Here is a 22,530-nt window from a genome sequence, read left to right on the forward strand (position 1 = left end):
ATGGGGCACAAAGTCGGGGAGGAGCGGGGGAGGAAAAGGTGCCGATTCAACTACTCGGGCGTAGCCCGAACGGGGTATGGACACCGACTGGACCTGTGCGCTCAGGCCGGTAGCATGCATCGCGGCACGCGTGACTTCCTGACAGAGTCGAGGGGGATGCGTCGGTGTCTGAACACCCATGGGGGGTGACGTCTCGCGTCCGGGACCACATCGCATTTCCGGTTCCGCGCGACACGGGTCGCCCTCCACCGCGATGAGAGGACCCTGACCCATGACGGTCACCCATGACCAGGCTGCCTGGTTCACCAAGACCTTCGAGGCGATGGTGAGCAACGTCGACAAGGCCGTGCTCGGCAAGGAGCACGTCATCCGACTGGCCCTGACCTGCATGCTGTCCGAGGGGCACCTGCTCCTCGAGGACTTCCCCGGCACGGGCAAGACCCAGCTGGCCCGCGCGCTCTCGAGCACCGTGCACGGCACCAACAGCCGCATCCAGTTCACACCGGACCTGCTCCCCAGCGACGTCACCGGCGTGACGATCTATGACCCCAACAGCAAGACGTTCGAGTTCCACAAGGGTCCGATCTTCGCGACGATCGTCCTCGCCGACGAGATCAACCGCGCCTCACCCAAGACGCAGTCCGCGCTCCTCGAGGTCATGGAGGAAGCCAAGGTCACCGTCGACGGCACCCGCCACGAGGTCGGCGAGCCGTTCATGGTCATCGCCACCCAGAACCCGATCGAGCAGGCCGGCACCTACCGCCTCCCCGAGGCGCAGCTCGACCGCTTCCTCATGAAGACGTCGCTCGGCTACCCCGACCACGACGCCACCGTCCGGGTCCTGCGCGACGCGAAGACCCGTGACCGCACCAAGGCGCTCGAGCCGGTCGTCACGTCCCAGGTGATCCTCGACATGGCCGAGCTCGCGGACGAGGTGCACGTCGACGACGCGATCCTCGACTACGTCTCCCGCATCGCGGAGGAGTCGCGCCGCCACGTGAGCGTCCGCCTCGGCCTGTCGGTCCGCGGCTGCCTCGCGTTCATCCGCTGCGCCAAGACCTGGGCCATCGGCCAGGGCCGCACCCACGTCATCCCCGACGACATCAAGCTCCTCGCGCAGCCGGTCCTCAACCACCGCCTGCTCGTGACGGCCGAGGCCCAGTTCGCCGGCATCGACGTCGACCAGGTCATCACCCAGATCCTCGGAGAGGTCGCCCCGCCGACCGAGCGGGTCGCCTGACGATGACCAAGCCGGTGGAGTCCGAGGAGTCGACAGTTCGACGGTCCGATCTGTCCGGACCGCCGCCGTCGACCCCTCAGGCACCGCCGCGGCAACCGCTCCACCCCGACCCGGTCGACGCCGAGTCCACCATCTCGCGCTCCTCGCTCAAGGTGCGTCCCGCCCAGGACCAGCCCAGTCGGAGGCGCTCGAACGGCGCCACTGCGTCCGGCGGCTCCCGCTGGCGGTCCGTCCTCGGCCTCGGGTCCCGCGCCGAGGACACGCAGGCCATCCGGCGCAACGACACCCAGCCCGCCGCGGTCAGTGGGAAGTCCACCCGCCGCCGAGCCGAGCTGCCGACCATCACCCTGCCGCGGGTGCAGATCCCGACCGCACTCACCGAGACCGGCGCCCGCATCCTCGACCTGACGGGTGACCGCATCAAGCCGCTCGCCGAGCGCTCCGAGCCGGTGTGGCGCCCGGTGACGCGGGGCCTCGCGTGGGTTTCACCGCTCGGCTGGACCGTCCTCGCGCTCGGGCTCGTCGCGTGGTTCCTCGCGAGCCGCTACGAATGGACCGAGCTGGCGATGATCGCCGTCGCCTGCCTCGTCCTCTTCCTCGCCTGCGTGGCGCTCGCGGTCGGCCACGCCAAGGTCGAGATCCGCACTGATGTCGACCCCACCCGCGTCGTCGTCGGTGAGCCGGCGACCGGTCGCATCGAGGTCCGCAACCTCTCGGGCCGCGGCATGCTGCCGCTGCTGGTCGAGTTGCCCGTCGGCCGGTCCGCGGCGCGATTCACCCTGCCCTCCCTCGCGTCCGGCAAGACACACGAGGAACTCTTCGTCGTACCCACCGAACGCCGCGGCGTCATCAAGGTCGGGCCGGCGACGACCGTCCATGGCGACCCCCTCGGCCTCGTCCGTCGCACGATGGAGTGGACCGAGCAGACCGAGCTCTTCGTGCACCCCGAGACGACCTCCCTCGAGTCCCTCGGTGCCGGGCTCCTGCGCGACCTCGAGGGTGAGGTCACCCCGGATCTCTCGATGTCCGACCTCGCCTTCCACGCCCTGCGCGAGTACCAGCCCGGCGACGACCGTCGCTACATCCACTGGCGCTCCAGCGCGAAGCACGGTCGACTCCTCGTGCGCCAGTTCCTCGACACCCGGCGCTCCCACCTCGCGGTCGTCGTCGACACGACACCCGAGGTCTACACCGGGGAGGACGCGGCGGTCGAGCTTGCGATCTCCTGCGCCGCCTCGCTCGCCGTGCGCTCGATCCTCGACGAGCAGGACACCACGGTCGTCTGCCATGACCAGCAGATCTCGCGGTCCACGGCACCCATCACGCTCGACGCCTTCGCTCGCGCCGAGGTCGGCCCCGTCGACGTCTTCGGGTCGACCGGCGACGCGGCGGCGCTGGCTCCCGACGCGAGCATCGCCATCCTCGTCACCGGCTCGCACCGCCCGTTCATCCAGGTCCAGCGCGCACTCGCCCAGTTCGAGGTCGAGGTCATCAAGGTCGCCCTCGTCATCGACCCGGATGCTCAGGTCGGCGTCCGCAGCGCGGCCGGGCTGACGATCCTCACCGTTCGTGAACTCGCCGACCTGCGCCGCGTCCTCTTCAGTGGAGCTCTCGTATGAGCGCCGACGCCACCGCGAGCCGGCGGGCAGTCGCCGACGAGCGCGCGCGCCGGTCCTCGGCCGCTCGCCCCTCCTTCTCCCGTATGCCGTCCAGTGCGGCTCTCGTCGACCTCGCCTTCGCGATCGCGCTCGTCACGATCGCCCTGATCGGCTTCCGCACCGGCTTCATCGGCTGGGAGTGGGTGGTCGCTGCAGGAGTGGGTGTCGTCCTCGGGACGCTCGTGGCCCACCTGTCCACAGTGCGCGGTTGGCCGCTGCTGGTCACCGTGCTGGTCCTCGTGGTCGTGCACTTCCTGCTCGGGGGGCCGGTCGCCGTGCGCGGTGACCTCGTGGCCGGTGTGTTGCCGACCCCGCAGACCTTCATCGATCTGGCCACCGCCCCGGTGACCGGCTGGAAGGAGTGGCTCACCCTCCTTCCGCCCGTCGATGCGCGTGGGCCGCTCGTGGCCCTCCCGTGGGTCACGGGACTCTTCGGCTCAGCCGCGACCTATGGCATCGCCCGGCGCTTCCCGAGTGTCGGCGCGGTCGCCGTGACGCCGCTCGTGCTTCTCGTCGGGAGCATCGCCCTCGGTACCCAGCAGCCGGCCGCCAAGGTCGTCCAGGGTGTCGTCTTCGCGCTCGTCCTCATCCTCTGGCTCGTCGTGCGCGCCGGCCGCAGCCGCGCGGCCCTGCAGAACGGCGCGGGCCGTCGTGCCCGCACCGTCACGGGCGTCGTCCTCCTCACGGTGGCAGCCTTGGCAGGTGGGCTGCTCGGCCAGTTCCTGCCGGGCACCGACGAGGGGTCGGCCCGGGCGGTTGTCCGCAACGAGCTGACCCCGCCCTACGACGTGGCCCAGTTCACCAGCCCGCTGTCCGGCTTCCGTCAATACACCGAGCCCAACAGCGCCGAGCTCTACGACACCGAGATCCTCACGGTGAGTGGCCTGCCCGACGGCACGCCGGTCCGCTTCGCCACCCTGGACAACTACGACGGTCTGGTGTGGGGTGCCGCGGACCGGGCGATGGACGGGACTCCGTTCCAGCAGGTCGGCTCGAGGATCGCCGCGCGCACCACGGGTGACACCGTGACGGCCACCGTGTCGATCCCCGATGGCGGCTACGACGGCGCGTGGCTGCCGATCGCCGGGTCGACCACGGGTGTGCACTTCACCGGGGCGCGCCGCGACGACCTCGCCGACGCGCTGTGGCTCAACACATCGACCGAGACCGCGGTGGTCCCCGCTCTGGTCCAGCCCGGTGACACCTACACGTTCGACACGGTCCTGCCGCAGAACTACTCGACCAAGCTCCCGGCCGAGCTCGACGTCGCGAGTGGTGGGCAGGTCGCCGAGGACACGAGCTTCCTCGACGCCAAGCTCGACGCCTGGACCGGGCAGGCAGGCGGATCTTGGGAGAAGTTCACGGCCGTCGCCAAAACCATGACGGCCGACGGCGCCTACACCGACGGCGGCACGGCCAACTCCTACGAAAAGGTCTACCTCCCCGGCCACGGCCTCGCTCGACTGAGCCGCTTCGTGGGCTCGACGCAGCTGGCCGGCAACGACGAGCAGTACGCCGCGACCCTCGCGCTCGTCGGCAATCGCCTGGGCATCCCCAGCCGCGTCGTCATGGGCGCGGTCCCCGACGCGTCCGGTGTCATCAAGGGCAAGGACGTCCACGCGTGGGTGGAGGTCAAGGAGGACAACGGGCAGTGGCACGCGCTGCTCCCGTCGACCTTCCTCCCCGATCGCAACAAGAAGCCCAACGAGCAGCAGCTCAAGTCCGAGGAGCAGAAGGTCGGCGCCCAGGTGCCGCCCCCGGCAGGAGTCAACCCGCCGTCGGTGCTCCAGGGACCTGACCAGGCGCAGAACGCGACGGACATCAAGAAGAAGAAGCGCAACCCGCTCGACATCGGAGCCTGGCCGCTCTGGCTCCAGATCCTCGTGCTGGGTCTCGTCCTGCCGCTGCTCCTGGTCCTCGGCGCCTACGCGCTGATCCGCGGACTCAAGGCGCGACGTCGACGCAAGCACGCAACGGCCGGCCCCACTCCGTCCCGGGCTGCGTGGGTCTGGCGCGACCTCGTCTCCGATGCTCGGAGCCTCGGGGTCCAGGTCCCGCGGGGCGCCACGCGGCTCGAGCAGGCGCGAGCCTTCCCGGACAGTGCCGCAGCGGCCCGCATTGCGGCCGGTGCGAACGGAGCCGTGTTCGGGCCGGGCGATCCCGATCCCGCGGTCGCCATGGCACTGCTCACCGACGCCGACGGCGCACGCCGTCAGCTCCGCGGCGCTGCCTCGCGCTGGCGCCGCATCCGTGCGGACTTCAGCATCCGTCCGCTCCTCGAGCGCGATCGCCGACCCGGAACCACCAGGGGTCGCCGCCTGCCGTCGTTGCCGTCCCTGCGTCGTGCCCGCGGCGCGGAAGGATCCGCGTGAGACTACGACGTTCGCAGCGCTCCGCCCCCGTCACCCCGAACGCCCCCGCACGCCGCGCCTCACGCTCCCTCGGTGCACCGCGCCGTGGCCGCGCACGTGCACGGATCGCCTCCACGATGACGGTGGTCCTCGCGGCCGCGACGTTGGGCTATGCCGCCGTCACCTCCCAGGGCGCGACCGTCCACGAGGCCGATGTCGGCGACGGTGGCGTGTGGATCACGTCGGACGCCCAGGCGAAGTTCGGCCGACTCAACAAGGCTGCCAACCAGCTCGACGCCGGTGTCGCCGCCGACGTCGCACCGGGCTCGGGGTTGGACGTGCTCCAGGACGGCTCCGCCGTCGTCGCCTGGGCCAAGGCCACCTCTCAGCTGCAGCCCATCGACGTCCGCACGGCGCAGTTCCGTGAGGAGACTGCGACGTCGCCGGCGGCCCCGACGACAGAGCCCGGCCTCATCTCGCCCACCCTCGTCGACCTGCGCGGCGGAACCCTCGCGGTCGTCGACCCCAAGACCGGCAAGGTGTGGGCGCAGCGCGTCGACACGCGGGCCGGGATCGACGACCTCACGGGTCTCGGAGCGAGCGCCAAACCCCTGGCAACCGTCGGCCCGGCCGCGGTCCTCGCCGTCGGTGAGGACGGCGCCGTCCATGTCGCGTCGGGTCGCCAGGGCACGGTCACGACCCTGCGTCCGGCAGGGGAGGAGTTCGCCAAGCCCGTCACCGAGCAGAGCGGTGCCAAGGGCAATCGCCTGCAGGTCACCGCGCTCGGTTCGACGTGGGCGGTCTACGACCCGGAGCGCGACGCCATCCACAGCTCCGGCCGGACCGACGGTCTCCCCGCCGGTTTCGCTCCCACCCCGGGCGAGGGCGCCTATGCCGCACTCCAACTCCCCGGTCCGAAGGCCGACGCCGTCGCCCTGGCCGGCAGTGCCGGCCTGCGCATGGTGCGCCTCGACGGTGGCGCGGCCAGCGGCGGCATCGAGATCGCCGAGCGGATGAACCGCGCCGGTGCCGTCATGCCAGCCCACCCGGTGGTGCTTCGCGGTTGCGTCCACGGCGCCTGGTCCGAGCCGGGCAAGGTCTTCTATGCCGCGAACTGCGGTCGCCAGGACCCCGTGCCGACGGGGACCATCGACAACGTCAGCGAGACCCCGCTGCGCGACGGCGTCGCCTTCCGGGTCAACCGCGGCGTCGTCGTCCTCAACGACCTCGACAACGGCGCCGCTTGGGACATCCAGAGCGACAAGCAGAAGATCGACAACTGGGACGCGCTGATCCCGCCGCCCGAGCGCGACCAGGACAGCAAGAAGAAGGACAGGAACGTCATCGACGACGCTGTCGTCAAGCAGCCGCCGACGGCGAAGCCCGACAACCTCACCGTCCGCCCCGGACGCACGAGCAAGCTGCACGTCCTCGACAACGACAGCGACGCCGCCGGCTCGGTGCTCGCCATCGACCCCCGCGACGTCAGTGCCACGTCCGACCCCGACGTGCGTGCGACGGTCTCGGCCGATGGCCAGAGCATCGATGTCACCGTCCCCACGGGCAGCACCGCGCCGTTCCAGTTCACCTACCTCGTCGGCAACGGCAAGGTCAAGGCCAAGACGCGCGCCGCCGTCAAGGTGAGCATCGCGGCGGAGGGCACCAATGGCGCCCCGTTCGTGCGCGCGGGGCAGGCCAAACTGGCAAAGACGGCATACCCCGTTCTTGCCGGCCAGCGCCTTGCCGTGCCGGTGATCGCCGACTGGCGGGACCCCGAGTCCGACCCGATCGTCGCCTCCGTCGAGGGTGACGGCCTGAGCATCGACGGCCAGGGGCGCGTGGCCTACCTCGCCCCGCCGGAGGCGGGCAAGGCTGCCATCGCCTACGTCGCCGACGACGGGCGCGGCGGGCAGACCAAGGGCTCGGTCCCGGTCGAGGTCATCGCCCTGACCGAGACCAAGCCGCGACCGCCGGTGACCCAGCCCGACGTCATCCGCGGCGTGGTCGGCAAGCCGCTCCAGATCGAGCCGCTCGGCAACGACATCGCCGGGGCGGATCCGAGCGACCCCGACGACCGCATGCACCTCGCCGGAGACGTTCGGGTCACCGGTCCGCTCACGGTCGACACCAATCTCGACACCAACGTCGTGACCGTGACGCCGTCGGCAGCGGGGACCTTCGAACTTTCGTATGCCGCACAGGTCGGCGGCGGGGTCAGTCCCGGTCGCATCCGGGTCGACGTCATTGCGGCACCCGATCCCGACGCTCCGCCGGTCGCGGTGGGGGACACCGCGACGCTGCGCGACCAGTCGCCGACCCTCGTCGACCCGCTCGCCAACGACTACAGCCCACGTGCCGATGTCCTCGTGACCCAAGGAGCGGTCGCCGCCACGAGTGAGGATGCGTGGCTGCAGGCGTCGGTCTACCAGGGCCGCTGGATTCGGGTCACCGCCCTCGAGCCGGCCGGCTCCGCCACCGAGTCGAACCGTCGCGGGACGATCCGCTACACCGTCAGCGACGGGACCAAACGCGCGACCGGCGAGGTCACGGTCACCCAGAAGGCCGGGCTCGACCTCAGCCCCGTCGTCGTCGACGACACCGGGATCGTCCGCGAGGGTGACACCGTCGCCGTCCCGGTCCTCGACAACGACACCATGGCCGACGGCATCCCGCTGCGCATCGACCCCACGAGCGTCACGGTGCTCGGGGACGGCGTCCAGCAGACAGCCTTCGCGTCCGGCAACGTCGTGCGGTTCGCACCGTGGTCGACAGGCCTCACGACCGAGGAGTCGGTCACGGTCGAGTACGCCGCCTTCCCCGAAGGTATGCCGGAACGCGCCCAGACCGGCCGCGTCGCCATCCGCGTCACACCCCTTCCGACCAAGGCCCGGCCCAACCAGGTTCCGGTCGCCCGCAGCTTCTCCTCGTCCGTGACGGCCGGCGACCCCCTGACGATCACCGTCCCCACGACGGGCGTCGACCCCGACGGCGACTCCGTCGGGGTGACGGGTGTCGTCGGGACCAACGGCGGACCGGTCACCCTCGGACTGGGCCGGGTCGTCTCCACAGGCCCGTCGACCATTCGCTACGAGTCGTTCCCGTCGTCGTCGGGGACCGAGGTCATCAACTACGAGGTCGTCGACCGCTTCGGCTCGGTGAGTCGCGCTTTCGTGCGGGTGGGGGTCGTCGCGCCCGGAGACCCGGAGCCGCCCGTGGCCGTCGATGACAGCGTGCGAGCCGCGCCCGGCAAGACCGTGACCGTCCCCGTCACGGCCAACGACCTCATTGCTCGCGGTGACAGTGTCGACCTCGAGCACGAATCACTGAACCCGCCGTCCGAACGCACCACCTGGAAGGTCGACGCCGAGGACCTCACGGTCTCGACGAAGGTCCCCGACGAGGGAGCGCCGGTCCACGACTTCACCTACGGCATCAGCAACGGGCTCTTCGACCCGTCTCGGGCAAGCCTGCTCGTGCGCGGCCAGAAGGACTGGATCAACCCTCCGACGGCCACGGACGATGTCGCCAAGCCCAAGAACGGCGAAGCCACGACGACGGTCGACGTCCTCGCCAACGACACCGACATCGACTCGGACCCGGCGACCCTCAAGGTCGTCGAGGTGCTCTCGCCGAACGCGAAGATCGAGGGTTCCAAGGTCACGGTCTCGGTCCTGGGCCACCCGTACTCCGCTCCCTACGTCGTCGAGGACGAGGACGGCGCTCGTGCCATGGCGGTCGTCCATGTTCCACGTGGAACGGGCGGAACACCGTTCGTCGTCGAGGGTGCGCTCATCGAGATGGGCAAGGACGCGACGACGACTGTCCGCCTCGCCGACTACGTGAAGTCGCCACAGGGCCGCAGGCTCGGCATCACCTCGGCGAGCACCGTGTCCACGGCCCCTGCCCCCAACCTCGCCATGGTGGCGGACTCCGAGGGCAACCTGACGCTCACGTCTTCGGGCGGCTACGTCGGCCCGGCCTCGGTGATGTTCGAGGTGACCGACCAGCAAAGTGACGTGCAAGAGGACGTCCACACGGCATACGTCTCCATCCCGGTGCAGATCGGACCCAGGGCGCCGCAGCTCAGGTGCCCGTCCACGGCAGTGACGGTGCTCGCGGGGGGTCTCCCTCGGGAGCTCGACCTGCCCACCCTGTGCCGGGTGTGGCTTCCGGTCGGCCTCACCATGGAGGAGGTCGCCTTCACCACCGAGTGGGAGGGCAAGGCCGCCGACGTCGCCCTGGAGCAGAGCGGAGAGGGGCAGCGGATCGTCAGCCTCAAGGCCGCCGCGGGTGCGCGCAGTGGGACCGGCGTCCTCAAGGTGGGAGCACGCGGTTCCGACATCACGTCCAAGGTCAACGTCAGCGTCCTCGGCGGAACGGCCGAACAGGGGCTGGCCGACCTCGCGCCTCCTCGCCTGCGCCCGATGTCCATCAACGGACTCAAGGAGGGCGACAGCCAGCAGGTCGACCTGCGCTCGTATCTCGACTCGCCGCTCGAGAACCCCACGTGCTCCGTCGATGCCGCGTCGGTGACGGCCGGCCAGGGCCTCAGCGTCACGCGAAGCGGCTGCACGATCACGGTCGCCGCAGGAGCGAAGCCCAGTCCCACGGGTCGCATCTCGCTGAGCGTGTCGGATGGGCCAGGTCGCTCGGCGATCGGTGCCGTGGACGTCACCATGCTCGGACGTCCGGGTGCCCCCACTTCCGTTGCGGCACAGGCAGACCGGGACGCCGGCGGTCGGGCGCGAGTCAGCTGGTCGGCGCCGACCTACGACGGTGGGGCGCCCATCAGCGGCTACACCGTGTCCTGGACCGGCGGATCGACGGGCCGTCTGGACTGCACTGCTTCGCCGTGCACCATCGACGGACTCACCAACGGCAAGGACTACTTCTTCAGCGTCACAGCGACGAACGTCGTCGGCGAGAGTGAGCCGGGTGGACCCAGTGGCGCGGCCCGTCCCGACACCAAGCCGGGCCCCGTGTCCGGGGTGACGATGGCCGGCCGGGGCGACGGCTCCCTGACAATCAGGTGGTCGCCTCCGGAGAACAAGGGGTCGGCGGTCTCCAAGTACGTCCTTCGACTCATCCCGACGGGCGGGGGCACCCCGCGCACCACCGAGGTGGCGGCCCCGGCGACGACGACGACGGTCACCGGGCTCAACAACATGAGCGAGTACTCCGTCGAGGCGCAGGCCTACAACGAAGCCGGTCCCGGACCCTTCGGGCCGGGCACGACGATGCAGTCGGCGGGCACACCCCGAGCGCCGAGCGGCTTCAAGGCCACACCTGACGGGCCGGGAGCCAACAAGGACCTCGCCGCGATCACCCTCACGTGGAGCGCGACGAGTCCGAACGGCCCGCCCCTGAAGAACTACACGGTCAAACGTCGGGTCAACGGCGGTGCCTGGTCGGTGCTCAAGACCGTCCCCGCGTCCACGACGAGGGCGTCCGACCAGGTGCAGTACGACGGGCGTCGATACGACTACGTCGTCACCGCCACCAACGGCGCCGACCTCGAGTCGCCCAACAGTGCGGTCGAGTCGTTCACCTCGATCGGTATGCCGTCCACCCCATCCGTCACGGCCTCGACCCCGAGCAGCAATGAGCGTGTCCGACTTGTTGTCAGGCTCGGCCAGCCCCGCGCCGCGGGCTTCCGGTCGGTGACCTGGCGCTCCTCCAACGGTGCGACGGGGACCTTCACCTGCGGCTCGTGCCCGGCGAACGGTCAGGTGACGATCACGACGAGCCAGTTGAGCACCAACCCACAGACGTTCACCGTCACCACGAGCAACGGCACGAGAGCTTCGCAGCGGTCAGCCAACAGCAACCAGGTCCAGCCCTATGGCCCCACCCCGCGCCCGGTCGCCAACGGGGGGTCGACGTCCGGCAAGACGGTGACGTTCAACTGGACCCTGCCGACGAACGGACGACCGATCACGGGCGTCAGGATCAGCGGCGCCAAGTCCTACAACGGCAGCAGGATCACCTCGACCTCGGTGACGGCTGCCAACTTCAACCAGGACGTGACCATCACGATCGTGGCCAGGTCGGCCGCGGGCGACTCGCCACCGCTGACGATGACTCGCCGCACGGGACCGCCCCCGGACCCGGTGATCCACAACGTCCGTCCCAGCCCGGAGCAGTACAACGATCCCAACGGGGTGGGGACCTGCCGCTACTCAACCTGCCCGAAGGTCAACTACAACGTCCGTGACTTCCCCCCGAACACGTCGTGGACCGCGGTCTGCGAGTCCGAGACCTCCGGGAGTTCGTCGCCGCGCACAGCGACCATCGACGGCTCGGGCAACGGCGTGTCCATGCCCCGCTACTGCCTCTTCGCTCGTGGGGGCGTGGGGCAGGTGCGCATGAAGCTCAGCCGCAACGGCCAGACGGTCTATTCACCGTGGGTGCCGTTCTGATGGGCATCATGGTGAGGGTTTCGAAACGTGGGGTGACGTGAGGCAAATGAAGCGCACTACTGGGGGCGTCGCTGCCTCTCGCAGCCGACGGGGCCTGGCCTCGCTCGGCGTCGTCGCCATCGCTGCATCCACGCTCGCATATGCCGCCGTGACCAGCCAGGGGTCAACGGTCCACGAGGCCGACATCGGCGACGGTGGCGTCTGGGTGTCGTCCTCGGCGCAGGCGAAGTTCGCCCGCCTCAACACTGGCGCCCGACAGCTCGACGCCGGTGTCTCCACCGCCCTCGCCGACGGGTCTCGCGTCGACATCCTGCAGGACGGGGCAGCCGTCGTCGGCGTCGCGACGGGCAACACCCTCCTCCCCATCGACGTCCGCACGGCGACGTCGGAGGAGTCCGGAGCAGCGGCCCCCGTGCCACCTCCCGGCAAGCCCGGAGAGTTCACCCCGTCGACCGTCGACCTGCGCGGCGGCACCATCGCGACCGTCGACCCCAAGACCGGCAAGGTGTGGGCGCAGCGCGTCGACGTCAAGGGCGGGATCGAGTCCCTCCAGGACGTCGGCTCGACCGCCAAGCCCCTCGCGACCGTCGGTGGCAACGCGGTCGTGACCGTCGACACGGCAGGCACCGTCGTCGCCGCGTCCGGGTCCACCGGCCGGGTCGTCACCATCGCGCCGGCCGGCGACACGTTCGCCAAGCCGGTCACTGCCAGCACCAGCGTCCGGGCACCACGACTCGACATCACCGCAGTCGGCGACACCTGGGTCCTCTACGACCCCGCCCAGGACGAACTCCACGTCGAGGGTCGCGACGAGGCGATCAGTGCCGGTGCAGCGCTCGGTGACGGGCCGGCATACGCCGCTCTGCAACAGCCGGGCCCCAGGGCCGATACGGTCGTCGTCGCCAACGCCGTCTCGGCGCGCCCGGTCAGGCTCAACGGTGGCGGCGAGGGTCAGGGCGGCGTCGCCATCCAGGAGCAGGCCAACCGATCCGTCGACCCGCCGCTCGTGACGCGTCCCGTTGTGCTGCGTGGGTGCCTCCACGCCGCGTGGGCCGAGACGGGCAACATCTTCTATGGCGCCAACTGTGGTCGCAGCGACCTCATCGCGGCGGGCACCCTCGGCGGCGCGAGTGTGGGGATCATCCGCGACGGCGTGGCCTTCCGCGTCAACCGCGACAACATCGTCCTCAACCAGCTCGACACGGGCGACGTCTGGGATGTCGACTCGACGAAGCAGAAGATCGACAACTGGGACGCACTCATCCCGCCCACGAAGAAGGACGACGACAACGACAAGAAGGACGAGAACGTCGTCGACGACAACCAGGTGAGCCAGCCGCCGAAGGCGATGCCGGACAACCTGCGCGTCCGTCCCGGTCGAACGAGCAAGATCCACCCGCTCGACAACGACACCGACGCCAAGGGCTCCATCCTCGCCATCGACCCCAGGGACCTCACGGCGCCGAGCGCCACGGACGTCACGGCGACGGTGTCGAGCGACGGGCAGACCGTCGACGTGGCCGTCCCGGCGAACCCGTCGGCGTCGACGATCACGTTCTCCTACAAGGTGAGCAACGGCAAGGCGAAGGAGAAGAGCACCGGCAAGGTCGTCCTCACAGTCGTCGGCGACGAGATCAACACCCCGCCGAAGGTGCGTGACGGCCAGGCCGACCTTGCTCGCACGACCTACCCCGTGGTCTCCGGCGGACGCGTCGCAGCCTCCGTCCTTGGCGACTGGCGCGACGGCGAGAGCGACCCCCTCGCCGTCGATGCGGCTGACGCGAGCACGGTCATCGACGGCCAGGGGCGCATCGGCATCACCGCACCGGTCAAGGCCGGGCCGGCGACGGTGCCCTATCTCATCAACGACGGACGCCAGAGCAGCAAGGGCGAGGTCAACCTCACCGTCCTCGACCTGGCCGACCCCAAGGCCGTCGCGCCCAAGACCCAGCCCGACGTCATCCGTGCGGTCCTTGGCAAGCCGATCCAGCTCGAGCCCCTCGGCAACGACATCCCCGGGGCCGACCCGGGCGACCCCGACGCGCGTCTCCGCCTGGCCGGGGAGGTCGCTCCCTCTGGTCCTCTCGACGTCGACACCAACCTCACGACCGGCGTCGTCACCGTGACCCCGAACGGCCTCGGGACAACCGAACTCGCGTATGCCGCGCAGTCCGGTGGAACTGTGACTCCCGGCCGCATTCGGATCGACACCGTCGAGCCCGCCGACCCGGAGGCGCCGCCCGTCGCCGTTCCGGACGGTGCCACGCTGCGCGACCAGTCGCCCACGATGGTCGACGTCCTGGCCAACGACTACAGCCCGCGCGCCGACGTCGTCGTCACCCAGAGCGCCAAGGTCGATGTCGAGAACTCGTGGCTGCGCCCCACGATCTACCAGGGCCGGTGGGTCCGGATCGAGGCGCTCGAGCCGTCTCCGATCAGCGGCCAGGGAAGCCGACAGGGCACGGTCGAATACACGATCAGCGACGGCACCAAGCGGACCACCGGCACGATCAACGTCGTCCAGCGTCCACCGCTCCCCGGCGCGGCGCCGACGGTCGAGGACGACCGCGCCGCCGTCCGTGAAGGCGACAGCGTTTCGGTCGGCGTGCTCGACAACGACACGATGGCGGACGGCATACCGCTGGTCCTCGACCCGGGAAGCGTCAAGGTCATCACCGACGGCGAGCAGCGCGCCTTCGCCTCCGGCAACCTCATCCGCTACGTCCCGGAGGCCACCGGACTCAAGGCACCGCAGGACGTGGTGATCGAATATTCCGCGTATGCCGAGGGCTCACCCGAGCGGGCCAAGACCGGTCGTCTCACGGTCACCGTCAACCCGCTTCCGACCAAGACGTCCCCGAACCAGGCGCCGATCGCGCGCAGCTTCTCGGGGTCGGTGACCGCGGGCGAGTCGGTGACGCTGACGATCCCGTCGACCGGTGTGGACCCCGACGGCGACACCGTGACGATGCGCGGCATCACGGGCAAGGACGCCGACGCGCTCGACCTCACCTTCGGACGCGTCGTCTCGGTGGGGCCGTCGACGATCCGCTACGAGGCCTATCCGAACGCCGCCGGCACCGAGCTCATCCGCTACGAGGTGCAGGACCGCTTCGGCGCGACGAGCCAGGCGTTCGTTCGGGTCGGCGTCGTCCGCCCCGGTGACCCGCAGCCGCCCGTCGCCGTCGAGGACGAGGTCGTCGCCGCGCCGGGCAAGCGTGTGACCGCGCACGTCCTGCGCAACGACCTCATCGCCCGCGGTGACGCAGTGCGCCTCGACCACAAGGACCTCAACCCGGACTCTGCCCAGCGGCAGTGGACCGTCGACGAGGACGAGAACACGGTCACGACGACGGCACCGCAACCCGAGGCCCCGACGCACGAGTTCGTCTACGGCATCGACAACGGGATCTTCGACCCCTCCCGCACCACCCTGCTCGTCCGCGGTGTCGCCGGGCACATCAACCCGCCCATCGCGCAGGACGACGTCGCCAAGGCGACGCCGGGTGAGACCACCGCCCTCGTCGACGCCCTCGCCAACGACACCGACATCGACTCCGACCCGGCCACCCTCAGGATCGTCGAGGTGCTCTCGCCGCACGGCACGGTCGAGAACGGCAAGGTCCGGGTCACCCTCCTCGACCACCCGCAGACGGTGCCCTACGTCATCGAGGACGAGGACGAAGCCAAGGCGCTCGCCCTGATCCACGTGCCCGCCGGCGACAAGGGTCTCCCGTTCGTCGTCGAGGGCGCGCTCATCGAGATGGACAAGGACTCGACCACGACGGTCAAGCTCGACAAGTACGTCAAGTCCCCGCGTGGCAAGGCCATCAGCATCACCGCGGCAGCGACGGTGTCGGCCTCCCCGCGGGAGAACCTCACGGCCGGGGCCGAAGGTCGCGACGCGATCACCCTCACGTCGCGTGGCGGCTACATCGGACCGGCGGCGCTCATGCTCGAGGTGAGCGACCAAGAGGCGGCCGACGACAAGGATGTGCGGACGGCATACGTGTCCATCCCGGTGCAGATCGGACCCAAGGTTCCGCTGCTCCGGTGCCCCGACGCACCCCTCGTCATCGCGGCCGGTGGCCGTGCGCGCGAGGTCGACATCCCGACCTACTGCCGTGCCTGGCTCCCAGTCGGCATGAACCTCGACGAGGTCGAGTTCGAGGCGAAGTGGGACCCGGAAGCCCAGGGCGCCGAGCTCGAGCAGGCCGAGACGGGCGGGCGCCTCGTGACGCTGCGCGCCGGTGAGCGTGCGCCGAGCGGAACGGGGTCGGTCACCGTCACTTCACCCGGTATGCCGTCCGTGAAGTTCCCGGTCCGTGTCCTCGGACTCGCGGGGGACGACGACACCACGGCGGCAGGGTCCGAAGCTGGGGCCGAGGCAGCCGCCGCTGCCGCCGCCGCTGCTGCCCTCGGCCCGCCGCGGATGCGCCCGATCAGCGTGGACGGCCTCAACGAGGGCGAGTCCGAGTCCGTCGACGTCAGTCGCTACCTCGACTCACCGCTGGAGAAGCCAGCGTGCTCGATCCTCGCCGCTGCCCTGGAGAGCGGCACCGGCATCGAGGTGTCCCGCAGCGGCTGCACGCTGACCTTGCGGGCGACGTCACAGCCGTCCCCGACCGCGACCGTGTCGCTCCTCGTGAGCGATGGACCCGACCGTCAGGCGGCCGGCCGCGTCACGATCACCATGCGCGGCAAGCCGACCGCACCCACCGGCGTGAGCGCCATCGCCGACCGGATCGCCGGCGGTCAGGCCCGGGTCTCGTGGGTCGCGCCGGCCTACGACGGTGGCGTGACGATCTCGAACTACAAGGTGCGGTGGACCGGCGGCAGCTCGGGCACGCTGGACTGCTCGTCGTCACCCTGCACGATCACCGGTCTGACCAACGGCAAGGACTACACGTTCACGGTCGTCGCGACCAACGGCGTCGGCGACAGCCCGCCGAGCGCCCCGAGTGGCGTCGTGCGGCCCGACACCAAGCCCGAGGCCACCATCGGTGTGCGCATGGTGAGCCGTGGTGACGGGACTCTCAACGTCGCGTGGTCACCCGCGCCCAACAAGGGCTCGGCCATCACCAAATACATCGTGCGCCTCGTCCCCACCGGTGGTGGATCGGCGCGGACGGTGCAGGCTGCCGGCGGTGCGACGAGCGCCACCGCGTCAGGGCTCGACAACAACACCCCCTACTCAGTCGCCGTGCAGGCCTGGAACGAAGCCGGCGCAGGCCCGTTCGGACCCGCCGTCCAGATGCAGTCCGCCGGCACGCCGCCCGCAGTCACCGGCATCAACGGTGCGACGCGTGGTCCCGGCGCGGGCTTCGACTCCGAGTCGATCACCGTCTCGTGGAACCAGCAGACCAACCCGAACGGTCCGCCGCTCAAGCACTACACGGTCTATCGGAACGTCGACGGTGGCGGCTGGACGCAGATCGGCCGGGTCGGCGCCCAGACGCGCACCCTCGCCGACACGATCCCCTACGACGGTCGCCGCTACGGCTACACCGTGACGGCGACCAACGGCGCGGACCTCGAGTCGGCCAAGGGAAGCCCGTGGACCTACACGTCGGTCGGTGTCCCGAGCAACCCGTCGGTGACGGCCGCGACCCCGAACGCCAACAAGTCCGTCGTCGTCGACGTCCGCGTGGGCCAGCCGCGAGCCGGAGGGTTCCAGTCGATCCAGTGGCGTGGCGGCGGCAAGTCGGGATCGCACGCCTGTGGCTGCGCGCCCGGCTCGACCGTGAGATTCACCCTGCCCAACATGGGGATCGACCCGCTGACGGTCAAGGTGCGCACGGTCAACACCGGAGGACAGCAGTCCAGCGAGGCCACGAGCAACCAGGTGCAGCCCTATGGCGACACGCTCACACCGGTCAACCTCACCTCCTCCGTGAGTGGGCGCACCATCACGTGGCGCTGGGACCTTCGCACGAACGGACGCAACGTCGACCAGGTGCAGATCAGCACCGACGGCGGCCCGTGGCGAGCGCCGGACAACCGGCAGAGCCACAGCCAGACCTTCGGCTACGCCGAGGCGCACGGATTGCGTGTCCGGGCGCACGCCACCCCCACGGGGTGGAGTGCCCCCACTGCTGGCGAACGTGCCACGACGGTGCCGGAGCCGAAGAACCCCGAGATCTACAACGTTCGGGCCAACGGCACGGGGACCGGCGGCGGCAGCTGCGTGAGCGGGTGTCCCAAGATGGACTTCGACATCCGTGACTTCCCGGGCAACACGTCGTGGACGATCACCTGCCAGCACTCGTCGCCGAACGCCAATGACTACACCAGCGGATCAACGGTGAACGTTGGTCCGGCCGGCAACGGCTACTCGTGGGCTGGGTACTGCGTCTTCGACAAGGGGTTGGCCGGCAATGCCCGGATCAGGCTGACTCGGGGAGGCACGACCCACTTCTCGCCGTGGGTGCCGTGGTGACCCTGGGTGAGGGACCGAGCGCGCTCAGTCGATGATCGCGAGGATGTCGCCCTCCTGGACGACATCACCCACCTCGACCTTGACCTCGGTCACGGTGCCGGCGTGTTCGGTGAGGACCGGGATCTCCATCTTCATCGACTCGAGGAGCGCGATCTCGGCTCCTGCCTCGACGGTATCCCCGGCGTGGACGGCGATGCTCAGGACGTTGGCGACGAGGTCGGAGACGACGTGATGCGGCATAGCGCGACCGTATCCACTACGCACCGGTAACCCCGCTTTCCGGGTGCGGCGGCCCGCAGTGGTGGGCGGACGGCATACGGGAAAAGAACCCGACGTATGCCGTCCGCACCCGTTCGCGGTACGGTCTCCGGTTCGTCGCAGGCGATGTTCGCCGTTACTGTGGTCGGTCGGACCCGGCGCCGCGTGGCGCCCTGATCGGGGGAAGGACCGCGACCATGTACTGCCGCTCATGCGGGACAGCCTTGCCTGACGGGGCTGCCTACTGCCTGCAGTGCGGTGAGCGCGTGGACGATTTGAGCCGGACCCAGGAGCTGCCCAGGATCACCCCGGTCGCGCCGCCTGCCCCGGTCGACGCGGTCCCGGAGCGCCGTCACCGGTCTCGGCACGGGGCTCCGGCTGGGGCATGGCGAGCCGAGCTCGCCGAGCACCCCCGTGCTCACGTCATCGCGATGGTCGCGGCCTTCGTCGCCCTGACGATCATCGGCACCTTCGCGCTGACCCGAATCGTGGGCTCGAACTCTGCAGATGAGGCCTCATCCGCCGGTTCCGGCTCCTCGTCACCGTCCAGCCCGGGACCCTCCGCGGCGACGCCAAGCGACGCGAGCTCCGAGTCGGCGAGTGCCTCCGAGTCGCCGACCGCCGCAAACTCACCCTCGGCATCCACCTCCGTCTCTGCATCGCCCACGCAGAGCGAGGCGATCCCGGCCGAAGCGCGCCGGTGTTCGAAGAGCGGCGACGACGCGGTCGCCACGGCCTACGCAGCGAATGACCGCACGTCCTGCGAGTTCGCGGTGTCCGTGCGTGAGGCCTACCGGAAGGCCGGAAACCCGGGAGGGTCGGCGACGCTGCGCGCCTACAGCCCGGTGACGAAGAAGTGGTACTCCCTTTCCTGCGACGGCGGTGAGCCGGTTCGGTGTGCCACGCCGAGCAATGCCGTCGTGATCCTTTCCCCCTGACCCGACGGCGACACCATGACCCACGGCGACACCATGAAGCGAAGCGACAACGACATGCCCTGTACCTCCTGTGGAAACCCACTGCCCTCCGACGCCCGCTTCTGCTCACGCTGCGGTGAGAAGGTCGCGCTGACCTCGCTCCTCGGGGTCGGGACCGACCTGCCTCCCGCGCCCACGCGGGAGGAGTTGCTCGCCCAGGCACAGGCCGCCCGGGCCGAGGCACAGGCGCGCGCCCAGGCGCAGGGCGGCGGGTCGGAGACGGTGACGGCGCAGTCCGGGTCGGCGTCCTCTGCCGGGTCGGACTCCGCTGGGTCGGACTCCGCTGAGACGAACGGCGTGGCGCCGGAGGCTCCGCGGACCGAACCCATCCAGATGGACAACGCCGTCACGCCCCGCCACGAACCGACCGCGGTGCTGCCCGCTGCGTTGCCACTGCAACGAGACGCTGGGGTGCCGATGCGACGAGAGCCCGCAGCGGCCAGGGACAACACCTGGTCCCGCCGGCCGTCGGAATCCCAGTCCGCGTTCCCACCGGGGCGGATCGCGGCGATGGTCGCCACCTTCGTCGTCCTCACACTGGTCGGCACGTTCGCCCTCTCGAAGATGTTCGGGTCCAACGCACCCCAGGCTTCGGCAGACCCCGCGGCCACGAGCGCGGCGTCAGGCCCGGCGGGTTCGTCGGGGGAGCCGTCGACGGAGGAGTCGCCCGAGCCCAGCGATACCCCGACGACCGAGGAGTCGCCCTCGGAGGACGTCAGCGACCAGCTCCCAGACGGTGCCCGACGCTGTTCCTCGAGCGGCAAGAGCCCTGTCGCCACGGCCTGGTCGGGCAACAAGGACACGTCGTGCGCCTACTCCAAGGCGGTCCGAAAGGCCTACCAAGAGGCCGGTGGCACGGGCGGCGAGGCCACCTTCCGGGCCTTCAGCCCCGTGACGAAGCGCTGGTACGACGTCACCTGTGAGGGTTCGCCGCTCGTGCGCTGCGTGGATGCCAGCGGCGCGGCCGTCGTCTTCCTCGGCCCCCGCACCTGACCGGGCTGACCCAGCCAGTCGAGAGTAGACAGAATCCCGCCTCCACCCAGTGGAAGCGGGATTCTGTCTACTGTCGATTGAGCGTCAGCGCTCGACGGATCAGCGCTCTTCGGTGCCCGCGATGAAGGCCTCGAGCTTCGCGCGACCGAGGTCGTCGGGACGCTGCTCCGGCGGGGACTTCATGAGGTAGGACGACGCGGACAGCAGGGCGCCACCGACGCCGCGGTCCTTGGCGATCTTCGCCGCACGGATGGCGTCGATGATGATGCCGGCCGAGTTGGGGGAGTCCCAGACCTCGAGCTTGTACTCGAGGTTCAGCGGCACGTCACCGAACGCGCGACCCTCGAGGCGCACGTAGGCCCACTTGCGGTCGTCGAGCCACGCGACGTAGTCCGACGGGCCGATGTGGACGTTCTTGTCTTCGACCTTGCCGGCGAGCGAGCCGGTGAGGTTGGACGTGACGGCCTGCGTCTTGGAGACCTTCTTGGACTCGAGGCGCTCGCGCTCGAGCATGTTCTTGAAGTCCATGTTGCCGCCGACGTTGAGCTGGTAGGTGCGGTCCAGCGTGACGCCACGGTCTTCGAAGAGCTTGGCCATGACGCGGTGCGTGATGGTTGCGCCGACCTGGGACTTGATGTCGTCACCGATGATCGGGACGCCGGCGTCCTCGAACTTCTTGGCCCACTCGGGGTCCGAGGCGATGAAGACGGGGAGGGCGTTGACGAAGGCGACGCCCGCGTCGATGGCGCACTGCGCATAGAACTTGTCGGCCTGCTCCGAACCCACCGGGAGGTAGGACACGAGCACGTCGACCTGGGAGTCCTTGAGCGCGGCGACGATGTCGACCGGTTCGGCCGGCGACTCGTCGATCGTCATGGCGTAGTACTTGCCGATGCCGTCGAGGGTGTGGCCACGCTGGACCGTCACGCCCGTGGTGGGGACGTCGGCGATCTTGATGGTGTTGTTCTCGGAGGCGTTGATGGCCTCGGCGAGGTCCTTGCCGACCTTCTTGTCGTCGACGTCGAACGCCGCGACGAACTCGACGTCCTTGACGTGGTACTCACCGAACTGGACGTGCATGAGCCCGGGGACGGTGCCCGCCGGGTCGGCGTCCTTGTAGTACTCGACGCCCTGCACGAGCGAGCTCGCGCAGTTGCCGACGCCAACGATGGCGACGCGAATCGAACCCATGATGGTGCTCTCCTTCAGTGTTTTCCGTGTGGTGCTGCTGTTGATGCCGTCCATCGGCCGGTATGCCGTGTGGCTGGCTGTGTTCTGACTTGCCGGGTGGTCTGTGGTCACCGTTGTCTGGGTCGCCGCCTAGGGCTGCGGCCCCGGGTCGGTGGGGTGTCGGCGCTCGGCGTCGATGAGTTCGGTGAGCCACCGGACCTCGCGCTCGGTGCTCTCCTCACCGTGGCGCTGGAGGGCCTGGGTCCAGGAGTCCATGCGCTCGCGACTGCGGCTGGAGTTGGTGCGGACGATCTCGAGCTGCTCCTCGACGCGGGAGCGGCGTCCCTCGAGGATGCGCAGCCGCACGTCGGCCTCGGTCCGCCCGAAGAACGCCAGGCGCACGCCGAATCCGTCCTCCTCGTAGGCGGCGGTGTCGATGCGCCGCGCGGCCTCCTCGAAGGACTCCTTGCCGGCGGCGGTGATCTCGTAGTAGATCCGGTTGCGTCCGGACGTCTTGACCGCAGTCTTGGCGGCGGGGACGGGCTGACCCGTCGGGGTCGACTGGGCGATGAGGCCGCGGTCCAGCAGGCCCGACAGTGCGGGGTAGAGCGTCCCGTAGGACAACGCCCTGAAGGCGCCGAGGGCTTCGTTGAGCCGCCGCCGCAGCTCGTAGCCGTGCGCCGGACCCTCGTGGAGCAGACCGAGAAGGGCGAAGTCGAGCAGCTCGGATCGCTTGCTCACATCACACCTCCCTGGTGGCACCTCGGACCCTGTCCGCAGCACTGTACCTGAGAGTTATATCGACGCGATACATCTTCTCGACACGCGCCCACTGCCCGCCCGTCCCGAACTCACCCAATTGGACGGTTCGGGGCGTTCGGGACGGCTGGGTCACGAACTCCCCGTACCGAACTCACCCAATTGGACGGTTGGGCACGCGAACCCGTCCCGAACTCACCGAATTCCTCGGTTCGGAACATTGAAATGCCAACGTCCCTAATGGGGATGCAGCTTCCCTTCACACC

Annotated in this window: 11 protein-coding genes and 1 pseudogene; 7 read left to right on the plus strand and 5 right to left on the minus strand. The window is 69.8% G+C overall.

Annotated features, from left to right (window positions below):
• Positions 1 to 271 precede the first annotated feature (271 nt).
• The 5 genes from N802_RS14995 (at position 272) to N802_RS15015 (ending at position 18,107) form a co-directional block, all read left to right on the plus strand.
• On the plus strand, positions 272 to 1,240 hold the full coding sequence (locus N802_RS14995) for an AAA family ATPase (RefSeq protein WP_035917798.1): 969 nt from the start codon (positions 272 to 274) through the stop codon (positions 1,238 to 1,240).
• A gap of 2 nt (positions 1,241 to 1,242) precedes the next feature.
• Positions 1,243 to 2,859: a DUF58 domain-containing protein gene (locus N802_RS15000; RefSeq protein WP_035917800.1), complete on the plus strand. Its 1,617-nt coding sequence runs from the start codon at positions 1,243 to 1,245 to the stop codon at positions 2,857 to 2,859.
• A complete protein-coding gene (locus N802_RS15005) occupies positions 2,856 to 5,270 on the plus strand; it encodes a transglutaminase domain-containing protein (RefSeq protein ID WP_035917801.1) in 2,415 nt (804 codons plus the stop codon). Before N802_RS15000 ends, N802_RS15005 begins: the two co-directional genes overlap by 4 nt.
• 116 nt (positions 5,271 to 5,386) lie before the next feature.
• Complete coding sequence (locus N802_RS15010) at positions 5,387 to 11,668, plus strand: Ig-like domain-containing protein (RefSeq protein WP_035917802.1); 6,282 nt, start codon at positions 5,387 to 5,389, stop codon at positions 11,666 to 11,668.
• A gap of 46 nt (positions 11,669 to 11,714) precedes the next feature.
• Entirely contained in the window at positions 11,715 to 18,107 is a 6,393-nt protein-coding gene (locus N802_RS15015) for an Ig-like domain-containing protein (protein ID WP_035917804.1), read from the plus strand.
• Positions 18,108 to 18,131: 24 nt separating this feature from the next.
• Here N802_RS15015 and N802_RS15020 read toward each other — a convergent pair whose 3' ends face one another.
• Positions 18,132 to 18,347, minus strand: a complete 216-nt coding sequence (locus N802_RS15020; RefSeq protein ID WP_035917805.1) for a biotin/lipoyl-binding carrier protein — start codon at positions 18,345 to 18,347, stop codon at positions 18,132 to 18,134.
• 215 nt (positions 18,348 to 18,562) lie between these two features.
• Here N802_RS15020 and N802_RS21120 point away from each other — a divergent pair.
• Positions 18,563 to 18,625, plus strand: a pseudogene (locus N802_RS21120) (zinc-ribbon domain-containing protein); the annotation flags it as partial.
• A 158-nt stretch (positions 18,626 to 18,783) separates the two neighbouring features.
• Here the strand turns inward: N802_RS21120 and N802_RS20895 are convergent.
• Positions 18,784 to 19,032, minus strand: a complete 249-nt coding sequence (locus tag N802_RS20895) for a hypothetical protein (RefSeq protein WP_245613955.1) — start codon at positions 19,030 to 19,032, stop codon at positions 18,784 to 18,786.
• Between the two features lie 168 nt (positions 19,033 to 19,200).
• Complete coding sequence (locus tag N802_RS20900) at positions 19,201 to 19,359, minus strand: hypothetical protein (protein WP_245613956.1); 159 nt, start codon at positions 19,357 to 19,359, stop codon at positions 19,201 to 19,203.
• Here N802_RS20900 and N802_RS19630 point away from each other — a divergent pair.
• A complete protein-coding gene (locus N802_RS19630; protein ID WP_245613957.1) occupies positions 19,358 to 20,335 on the plus strand; it encodes a zinc ribbon domain-containing protein in 978 nt (325 codons plus the stop codon). The genes N802_RS20900 and N802_RS19630 overlap by 2 nt on opposite strands.
• 99 nt (positions 20,336 to 20,434) lie before the next feature.
• Here N802_RS19630 and N802_RS15035 read toward each other — a convergent pair whose 3' ends face one another.
• On the minus strand, positions 20,435 to 21,526 hold the full coding sequence (locus tag N802_RS15035) for an inositol-3-phosphate synthase (RefSeq protein ID WP_035917807.1): 1,092 nt from the start codon (positions 21,524 to 21,526) through the stop codon (positions 20,435 to 20,437).
• 129 nt (positions 21,527 to 21,655) lie between these two features.
• The gene (locus N802_RS15040) at positions 21,656 to 22,246 is read right to left on the minus strand and encodes a PadR family transcriptional regulator (protein WP_035917808.1); all 591 of its coding nucleotides are present in this window, start codon (positions 22,244 to 22,246) and stop codon (positions 21,656 to 21,658) included.
• Positions 22,247 to 22,530 lie beyond the last annotated feature (284 nt).

It is taken from the genome of Knoellia sinensis KCTC 19936 (assembly GCF_000768705.1).
Taxonomy (GTDB): Bacteria; Actinomycetota; Actinomycetes; order Actinomycetales; family Dermatophilaceae; genus Knoellia; species Knoellia sinensis.